Origin of the sequence: Brevundimonas sp. KM4 (genome assembly GCF_000964075.1) — a bacterium.
Taxonomy (GTDB): domain Bacteria; phylum Pseudomonadota; class Alphaproteobacteria; order Caulobacterales; family Caulobacteraceae; genus Brevundimonas; species Brevundimonas huaxiensis.
Window position 1 is genome coordinate 152,964 of the sequence record NZ_JZRG01000003.1, and the last position, 7,503, is coordinate 160,466.

At 66.8% G+C, this 7,503-nt stretch carries 11 protein-coding genes; 8 read left to right on the plus strand and 3 right to left on the minus strand.

The features are described 5' to 3' along the window. Positions 1-51: 51 nt before the first annotated feature. Positions 52-786 (plus strand): cytochrome c family protein, encoded by a 735-nt coding sequence (locus VH88_RS00915; RefSeq protein WP_045809570.1) that lies wholly within the window; start codon positions 52-54, stop codon positions 784-786. 72 nt (positions 787-858) lie between these two features. Here VH88_RS00915 and VH88_RS00920 read toward each other — a convergent pair whose 3' ends face one another. Beyond that, positions 859-1,473 carry a malonic semialdehyde reductase gene (locus VH88_RS00920; protein ID WP_045809571.1) on the minus strand — a complete coding sequence of 205 codons (615 nt, stop codon included), beginning with the start codon at positions 1,471-1,473 and terminating at the stop codon, positions 859-861. A gap of 155 nt (positions 1,474-1,628) precedes the next feature. On the opposite strand from VH88_RS00920, the gene VH88_RS00925 reads away from it, so the two are divergent. Together VH88_RS00925 and recR are read left to right on the plus strand one after the other, a co-directional pair. Then, a complete protein-coding gene (locus VH88_RS00925; RefSeq protein WP_045809572.1) occupies positions 1,629-1,958 on the plus strand; it encodes a YbaB/EbfC family nucleoid-associated protein in 330 nt (109 codons plus the stop codon). Further along, entirely contained in the window at positions 1,958-2,560 is a 603-nt protein-coding gene (gene recR / locus VH88_RS00930) for a recombination mediator RecR (RefSeq protein ID WP_045809573.1), read from the plus strand. Before VH88_RS00925 ends, recR begins: the two co-directional genes overlap by 1 nt. 5 nt (positions 2,561-2,565) lie before the next feature. Here the strand turns inward: recR and VH88_RS15305 are convergent, their stop codons facing one another. Next, complete coding sequence (locus tag VH88_RS15305; protein WP_052689434.1) at positions 2,566-2,928, minus strand: hypothetical protein; 363 nt, start codon at positions 2,926-2,928, stop codon at positions 2,566-2,568. Between the two features lie 120 nt (positions 2,929-3,048). On the opposite strand from VH88_RS15305, the gene VH88_RS00940 reads away from it, so the two are divergent. The 5 genes from VH88_RS00940 (at position 3,049) to VH88_RS00960 (ending at position 6,674) form a co-directional block, all read left to right on the plus strand. Beyond that, entirely contained in the window at positions 3,049-4,266 is a 1,218-nt protein-coding gene (locus VH88_RS00940) for a DNA recombination protein RmuC (RefSeq protein ID WP_045809574.1), read from the plus strand. 85 nt (positions 4,267-4,351) lie between these two features. Continuing rightward, positions 4,352-4,810 (plus strand): hypothetical protein, encoded by a 459-nt coding sequence (locus VH88_RS00945; RefSeq protein WP_052689435.1) that lies wholly within the window; start codon positions 4,352-4,354, stop codon positions 4,808-4,810. A 3-nt stretch (positions 4,811-4,813) separates the two neighbouring features. After that, positions 4,814-5,020, plus strand: a complete 207-nt coding sequence (locus VH88_RS00950; protein WP_039244055.1) for a helix-turn-helix transcriptional regulator — start codon at positions 4,814-4,816, stop codon at positions 5,018-5,020. Beyond that, entirely contained in the window at positions 5,017-5,667 is a 651-nt protein-coding gene (locus VH88_RS00955; RefSeq protein WP_045809575.1) for a hypothetical protein, read from the plus strand. Before VH88_RS00950 ends, VH88_RS00955 begins: the two co-directional genes overlap by 4 nt. A 44-nt stretch (positions 5,668-5,711) precedes the next feature. Next, positions 5,712-6,674 (plus strand): TraB/GumN family protein, encoded by a 963-nt coding sequence (locus VH88_RS00960; RefSeq protein WP_082064317.1) that lies wholly within the window; start codon positions 5,712-5,714, stop codon positions 6,672-6,674. A gap of 168 nt (positions 6,675-6,842) precedes the next feature. On the opposite strand, the gene VH88_RS00965 is transcribed toward VH88_RS00960, so the two are convergent. Further along, on the minus strand, positions 6,843-7,503 hold a 661-nt coding region (locus VH88_RS00965; protein WP_231576539.1), incomplete at its 5' end, for a hypothetical protein.

Genomic DNA, 7,503 nt, shown 5'->3' on the forward strand with positions numbered 1-7,503 from the left:
CCGGGGCGTGTTTTCGAGGGGCCCGGCCGGCAGAGGGAAACGACCAGGCGTATGAGCGGCGATCTTAAGTGGAACAAGATTTTCGGCGCGGCTCTGGGGACGGCGTTCGTCATCCTGGTCGTCCAGCAGGCCTCGGGCCTCGTCTATCATTCGGAAGCCCCCGAAAAGATGGGCTATTTCGTCGATGCGCCGGAAGAGGCCGCCGGCGGTGAAGCCGCCGAACTGGCGCCCGACTGGGGCACGGTGCTGCCGACCGCCGATCTGGCCGCCGGCGAGGCCGCCTTCGCCCGCTGCCAGGCCTGCCATGACGCGCACCAGGGCGGCGCAGACAAGATCGGTCCGAACCTGTGGGGCGTGATCGGCGGTCCGGTCATGCACCGTCCGGGCTTCGCCTATTCCGACGCCATGGCCAAGCACAAGGCCGAGGCGCCGACCTGGGGCTATGACCAGATCAACAGCTTCATCACGGCCCCGGCCAAATATGTGCCCGGCACCAAGATGTCCTTCGCCGGCATCCGCGACACCCAGACGCGCATCAATCTGATCGCCTGGCTGCGCACCCAGGGCTCGGGCGGCTTCGCCATTCCGGCGCCGGATCCCACCCGTCAGCCTGGCGCGGCCGCGCCGGCCGCAGGCGCGCCTGCGACGGGCGAGGCTCCGGTGACCGAAGGCGCTGCGGCGACCGAAGCGACCGGGACCACCCCGGCCGCCGGCGCCCCCGCCGCGTCTCAGGCGACCCCGGCGGCCCCGCCCGCTGCGACGGCGTCTGCGCCGCCCAACACCTGATCGCTGCGGCGATGAACGACAAAAGGGCGGCCCGACGGGCCGCCCTTCTTCATTTCGGGCTGAGCGCTCGGCTCAGAGGATCTGCGCGGCCTCGTCGAACGACAGGCGCGGCGAGCGTGGAAACAGGTTCTCGTCCGAGCCATAGCCGAGGTTGAGGATATAGTTCGGCTCGACATGGCTGTCGGGGAAGAACTCGGCCTTCACGCCGGCGGCGTCGAAGCCGGACATCGGGCCGACATCCAGGCCCAGGGCGCGGGCGGCGATGGTCAGATAGCCGCCCTGCAGCGAGGCGTTGCGGAAGGCGGTCTCTCGCCGGCCGGCCTCGTCTGCGAACCAGGCCTTGGCGCCCGGCGCGTGAGGGAACAGGGCGTCGAGGTGGTCGTGGAAGTCCATGTCCTGACCGACGATCACCGTCACCGGGGCCTGCTTCGTCTTGTCGCGATTGCCTTCGCTCATCAGCGGAATCAGGCGGGCCTTGGCCTCGGGCGAGGTGATGAAGACGAAGCGGGCGGGCGATTTGTTGACCGCCGTGGGCCCGAACTTGGTCAGGTCATACAGCTTGTGCAGCAGTTCCGGCGCGACGGGGCGGTCGGTCCAGCCGTTGCGCGTGCGCGCCTCGGTGAACAGTTGCGACAGGGCGGCGTCCGACAGCGGGACGTCGCGTTGGTGAGTAGCGTCATAGGCCATGGGATGCGTCCTGACTCAAATAGCAACGAGTACAGGTGCCAATTAGGGCGTTTTGCAACAGCCGCAAGCGCCAATCCCGAAAGGCTGGGTTTCGATATCGCGCACCGCGCACAACCCCTCTGTCGCCCGGGCTTGGTTCGCCCTATCTAGAGGGCATGAAAGATCTGACCCAACTGATGCAGCAGGCCCAGGCGATGCAGCAAAAGCTGCAGGACGCCCAGGCCAGGATGGCCGAAACGATCGCCGAGGGTTCTTCCGGCGGCGGCCTCGTCTCGGTGTCCCTCAAGGGCCCTGGCGAGATTACAGCCATCAAGATCGACGACAGCCTGCTGAGCCCGGGCGAGGGCGAGATCCTGGCGGATCTGATCGTCGCCGCCCATGCCGACGCCAAGCGAAAGCTGGATGAGCAGAACAACGCCCTGATGCGCGAGGCCGCAGGCCCAATGGCCGGGATGAACATTCCCGGAATGCCGAAACTGTTCTGATGGCCGCCTCCGCCGGGCCGGAGATCGAACGGCTGATCTCCCTTCTCGCCAAACTGCCGGGCCTGGGTCCGCGCTCGGCGCGGCGCGCGGCGCTGGCGCTGTTGAAGCGACGCGAGCAGTTGCTGGTCCCGCTGGCGGCGTCGCTGGCCGAGACGGCGGAAAAGGTCGTGTCGTGCTCGGTTTGCGGCGCGCCGGATACGCGCGACCCCTGCGCCATCTGTTCGGATGGAGCGCGAGACAACAGTCTGATCTGCGTGGTCGAGGAGGCCGGGGCCCTGTGGGCGATGGAGCGATCCGGCGCCTTTCGCGGCAAATATCATGTGCTGGGCGGACTGCTGTCCGCTCTCGACGGTGTCGGGCCCGAGCATCTGCGGGTCACGGAACTGGTCGGGCGCGTCAGGGGCGGGGGCGTGCGCGAGGTCGTGCTGGCCCTGCCGGCCACGGTCGATGGCCAGACGACCGCCCACTATGTCGCCGAGCGGATCGCCGGTCCGGATGTGGAGATCACCTCGCTGGCGCGCGGGGTGCCGGTCGGCGGAGAATTGGACTGGCTGGACGACGGCACCATCGTCCAGGCCCTTCGCGCCCGCCGCCCGGCCTGACCGAGTTAGTTCGAAGGAACCGTCGGGGCGTTGACGTTCGGCGCTTCGCCCGTCGGGGTCGGCACGGCGCGGCCCGTTTCATCCGTCGGCGCATCGGCGGCCGGCGGCGTCTGGCTGTCGCCGGCGAAGGCTTGGGTTTCGGCGGCGGCCGCCTCGGGCCCGGTCTCCGCGTTCTTTGAATCGAACGCCCCGTTGGTCACGAACCACAGGCCCAGCAGCAGAATGGCCGCCGCCAGCGTCGAGATCGCCAGGATGACGGCGATGCGCGGGTTCTTGCGGCCGCTGCGCGCCAGTTCGGCGTCGACCGGCCGGCCGTCGTGCACCGCATCGGCGGCGGTGTCGTGGCGGTGGGGCTTTTCCGGGGTCATGAGCGGGTCCTTCGTGCAAATGGCTGAGACACCAACGTCATCGCAACGGCGACGTTCCGGGCAAGCGGCGCCGGAAGGGCCCCGCTTCTCATTGATGGCGACTCCCGCTAGGAACGGAGCATGAACATGCTTGTGCCGATCCTCGCTGTCCTGGCCGCCGCCTTCGCGGGCGGTTTTCTGTGGGCCTATATGGGCTGGCAGAGGACAAGCGGCGCGCTTGCGGCGGCGGAGGCCCGCATCGATCTGGTCGAGGAAAGCCGTGTGACCATGGGCGAACTGCTCAAGGCCCAGGCCGCGCAGTCGGCCCAGGTCGTGGCGGATCAGATGGTCAGCCGCGCGACCGAAACCTTTCGCGCCCAGGATCAGCTGGCGCGCGAGCGGATGGCCGCCCAGCTGAAACCCGTCGCCGACACCCTGACCAAGTTTCAGGAGCATGTCGCCGCGCTGGAGAAGACGCGCTCTGAGGAGACCGGGGGGCTGCGTGAACAACTAGCCCAGCTGATGACGGCCTCGTCCGCCACGCGCGACGAGGCGCGCAAGCTGACCGAGGCCCTGCGCGGCAATACGGGCCGTCGCGGCCGCTGGGGCGAGCAGACGTGCCGTAACGTCCTGGAGGCCGCCGGCATGGCGGGGCGGTTCGATTTCACCGAACAGACCTCCAGCGCCGACGACGAGGGCCGCCAGAACCGCCCCGACTTCATCGTCCGCCTGCCCGGCGGCGGCATGTTCGTGATCGACGCCAAGGTCCCGCTGGCCTTCGACGACGGAGAGGGCGACGAGGAGGCGCGCGCCCGCTCGGTCGGCCTGCGCACCGCCGCCAGCCTGAAGACCCACGTGCGCCAGCTGTCGTCCAAGGCCTATCAGGACCAGTTCAAGCCTAGCCCGGATTTCGTCGTCCTGTTCGTGCCCGGCGATGCCTTCCTGGTCACGGCTCTGGACCACGAGCCGGACCTGATGACCCAGGCCATGGCCTCCCGCGTCGTCATCGTCACCCCTTCGACCCTGTTCGCCCTGTGCAAGGCCGTGGCCTATGGCTGGCGCGCGGAAGAGCAGGCGGCCAATGCCGACAAGGTCGCCGCCCTGGGCCGCGAACTCTACAAGCGGCTGTCGGTCATGGGCGGTCATGCCTCAGCCGTCGGACGCGCCCTGGATACGGCCGTCGGCAAGTACAATCAGTTCGTCGGTTCGCTGGAAAGCCAGGTCATGGTCTCCGCCCGCCGGTTCGAGGATCTGCAGGTCGATCACGAGGGCAAGGCCTTGCCGGATCTGACGCCGGTCGAAACCGCGCCCCGCGCCATCGCCCGTCCCGAACTGATCGCCGCCGCCAAGGTCGAATAAAAAGGCTCGGCGTGGAAAGGGCGCTTGACAGCGTCCGAGCAGGAATGTCAATGTAGCTTGTCAATAGGACAAGGGGTGTTGACGGATGCGCAAGTGGCGGCCGGTAATCAAGGCGACGGTGATCACGTTCGGCGGCGGCCTGCTGTTCGCCTTCCTCGGCGGCATCGCGGTCGGCTACGCCTCCAGTTCGGGATGGATCGCGCCCGAGATGGGCGAACTGATCGTGACCGCAGTCTTCGCCGCCGCCATCATGGCCGGCGCCCTGTGGATCGGCGCCGAATGGATGCGCGTGATCGATGAGGCTGCGCGGGAGGCGCACAAGGCGGCCTGGTACTGGGGCGGCACGGCGGGCATGTGCGTCAGCGGCGTCGGCCTGATTTTGTCCTCGGCCGGACCGTGGCGCGACATCATCGCGCGCCAGATCGGCTCGGGCGGTGCGCCCATCGACTATGTGTCCGCCGGCGCCGCCTTGATGATCGCTCCCATCCTGATCGGCTACACCGTCGTCTGGGTGTGGTGGTGGCTGGCGCGGATGCGGGGCTGAGCCATGAACAATCGTCTCAAGGTCCTGCGCGCCGAGCGCGACTGGAGCCAGGCGCAGCTGGCCGAACATCTGGGCGTGTCGCGCCAGACCGTGAACGCGCTGGAGACCGGCCGTTACGACCCCTCCCTGCCGCTGGCCTTCAAGATCGCCCGCGTCTTCGGCCAGCCCATCGAATCCATCTTCTCGGACGATCAGGAGCCGACGAAATGAAGCCTTCCACCCTCTCTCCCGCATCCTGGCCGCGCTGGGTTCGCGCCTTTGTTTTCGGCGCCGTCTTCGGGGTGATCGGTTACGGCGTCGGCGCCTGGCTGGCCAGGATCGCGCCCGGCGGATTCGGACCGACCGACATGGACTTGCGCTGGTCGGATGGCCTGGCGATGCTGGTCGGTCTGGCCCTGGTCGCGGGATCGCTGTGGGCGCTTTACGTCAGTTTGAACCCCGACCGCCTCGGCCGGATGTATAATCTGGACGGTCCCGCCTCGCCGGATGAGACGGCTCTGGCCCGGTTTCAGGCGCTGGTCATGGGCTTTTCCGGCGTCATCCTGACCCTGCCGGTCGTCTTCAGCCTGGCGGGCGTCAATCCTCTGCTCGGCCTCAGTGCCATCGGCCTTCTGCTGGTGCTCCACACAGTAATGAATGTGCGCGTCTATCGCCAGGCCGACGAGCTTCTGCGTCGGGCGGTGATCGAGGCGGCGGCCGTCACCTTCTTTGCGGGCCAGCTGGTCCTGTTCTTCTGGGCCGCCGCCGAGCGTCTGGGCGCCGCGCCCGCCATCACGGCCTGGGACATCTACGCCGTGCTGATGGCGCTCTATCTGGGCTGCTCCGTGTGGATCAGCGTGCGTCGCGGCCTGGCCTGATCGGTCCTTCTTCTCCTTCCCTTTCGAAAACAGCGAGACCTCTCATGACCTTCACCGATCGTCTTCTGTCGTCCGTTTCCAGCCTGGCGCGCGGCGCCGTGGGCGTCGCCGGCGGCCTGGCCCTGTTCGTCGCCATCGCCGGCGTCCCGGCCGACGCCCTGGCCCAGACCGCCGCGCCCGCCGCGCCAGCGCCGATCCAGGGCGAAGGCCCTGCCCTGTGGGTGGTCAGGGATGCGGATTCGACCCTGTATCTGTTCGGCTCGGTCCATGTGCTTCGCCCGACGACCGGCTGGTCCAGCCCCCGTGTCGAGGCCGCCTTCGACAGCGCCTCGGACATCTGGTTCGAGATCAGCAACCCCGACGACCAGGCCGCCATCATGCCGCTGATCCAGCAGCATGGTCTGTCGCCCGAGACGCCCCTGTCCAGCCGCCTGACGCCGCAAGAAAACGCCGAACTGGACGCGGCCGCCCAGGTCATGGGCGCCTCGGCCGCCCAGCTTCAACCGATGAAGCCCTGGCTGGCGGCGCTCAGCCTGTCGGTCGCGCCGCTGATCAAGGCCGGCTACGACCCAAAGTCCGGCGTCGAGCTGGTGCTGAAGGCGCGGGCCGAGGCGGCGGGCAAGCCGATCCACGGCTTCGAGACCATCGACAAACAGATCGGCATCCTGGCCGGCCTGCCCGACGATGTGCAGCTGGCTTTCCTGCGCGAGACCCTGAAGGACTATGAGAACGCCGCCACCAAGCTGGATGAAATGGTCGAGGCCTGGGCCCGGGGCGACGTCGCGACGCTGGACCGCGTCACGATCACGGAAATGAAGGAGGCCTCGCCGGCCCTCTATCAGTCCGTTCTGGTTGATCGGAACACCGACTGGGCCAACCAGATCCAGACGATGCTTGAAGGCTCCGGCACCGCCTTCATCGCCGTCGGCGCGGCCCACCTGACCGGCGACGACAGCGTCCAGGCCATCCTGCAAAAGCGCGGCGTGACGGTCGAAGCGGCGAACTGAGGTCGGAAGGAAGGCGCGGCGACGACGTCGCGCCTTCGCTGTCCACTTTCATACGATGTGATTCAGCGATGAAAAGATCAAACAGAATTCTAAGGGAAATATCTCAGCTAATTTTTCGGGAATCAGATGCGCTTTCATCAACTTGAGTCAGTTCTGCATTCGATTTCATCAGATTGATTCATGAGCACGGAGGAAACCCTCGATGGCTCTCCTTTCCCAAATTCTCACGCGATAGACGGTGTGAATAGGGACGAGGTTTTCTACATCCAGCCTGCTGCGCACCTGATGAAGGCGGCATTCGAGGCGCGCGGCGATCTCACACGCCAGGATGTAGCGCGCATGGAATTGCTTGAGGCTGTCCAAGGACACGCCGGCGCCCCGCTTCTTTGTATCGCCCTCTATAAGGCCGGCCGAAACGGCGGCTGCGACGAACTGACCCGATGTGCCCAGCGCCAAGGCGGCGTCCCTGCATGATGCAGAACCCATTAGCGGTCTGTCGACAAGCTGTTCCGACAGGAGAGCGGCATCCCTCTTGCGAATACGAAGTTCCACGAGAGGAAGCGCGTCGGAGTCGCCTGAATCCGCTCGTTGAGCTTGACCGTTCAGAAGGCGCTGGATCGCAGTGGACCAGCTACGGGGATCGATGCGGGAAGGAAGTCCTTGCGCCAATGCTATGCCGTGGTCGTGGGCATCGGCGGATAATTTAGCAAGTCTGGTGGAAAGGCTCTCAAGGGATTGCGTGCTGATGCGCTGCCCGACGCCATACATCACGTCTACATCATCGTTTCCTGTACCGTCCAAGAGGTGACGTGCCCCTGAGAATTTCCTC

Bases quoted from the DNA above. Each gene is read 5' to 3' on its own strand.
- recR (WP_045809573.1), top strand. From the start codon at position 1,958: ATGGCCGCCTCCGCCGGGCCGGAGATCGAACGGCTGATCTCCCTTCTC.
- VH88_RS00960 (WP_082064317.1), top strand. From the start codon at position 5,712: ATGACCTTCACCGATCGTCTTCTGTCGTCCGTTTCCAGCCTGGCGCGC.
- VH88_RS00925 (WP_045809572.1), top strand. From the start codon at position 1,629: ATGAAAGATCTGACCCAACTGATGCAGCAGGCCCAGGCGATGCAGCAA.
- VH88_RS00950 (WP_039244055.1), top strand. From the start codon at position 4,814: ATGAACAATCGTCTCAAGGTCCTGCGCGCCGAGCGCGACTGGAGCCAG.
- VH88_RS00945 (WP_052689435.1), top strand. From the start codon at position 4,352: ATGCGCAAGTGGCGGCCGGTAATCAAGGCGACGGTGATCACGTTCGGC.
- VH88_RS00920 (WP_045809571.1), bottom strand. From the start codon at position 1,473: ATGGCCTATGACGCTACTCACCAACGCGACGTCCCGCTGTCGGACGCC.
- VH88_RS00940 (WP_045809574.1), top strand. From the start codon at position 3,049: ATGAACATGCTTGTGCCGATCCTCGCTGTCCTGGCCGCCGCCTTCGCG.
- VH88_RS00955 (WP_045809575.1), top strand. From the start codon at position 5,017: ATGAAGCCTTCCACCCTCTCTCCCGCATCCTGGCCGCGCTGGGTTCGC.
- VH88_RS15305 (WP_052689434.1), bottom strand. From the start codon at position 2,928: ATGACCCCGGAAAAGCCCCACCGCCACGACACCGCCGCCGATGCGGTG.
- VH88_RS00915 (WP_045809570.1), top strand. From the start codon at position 52: ATGAGCGGCGATCTTAAGTGGAACAAGATTTTCGGCGCGGCTCTGGGG.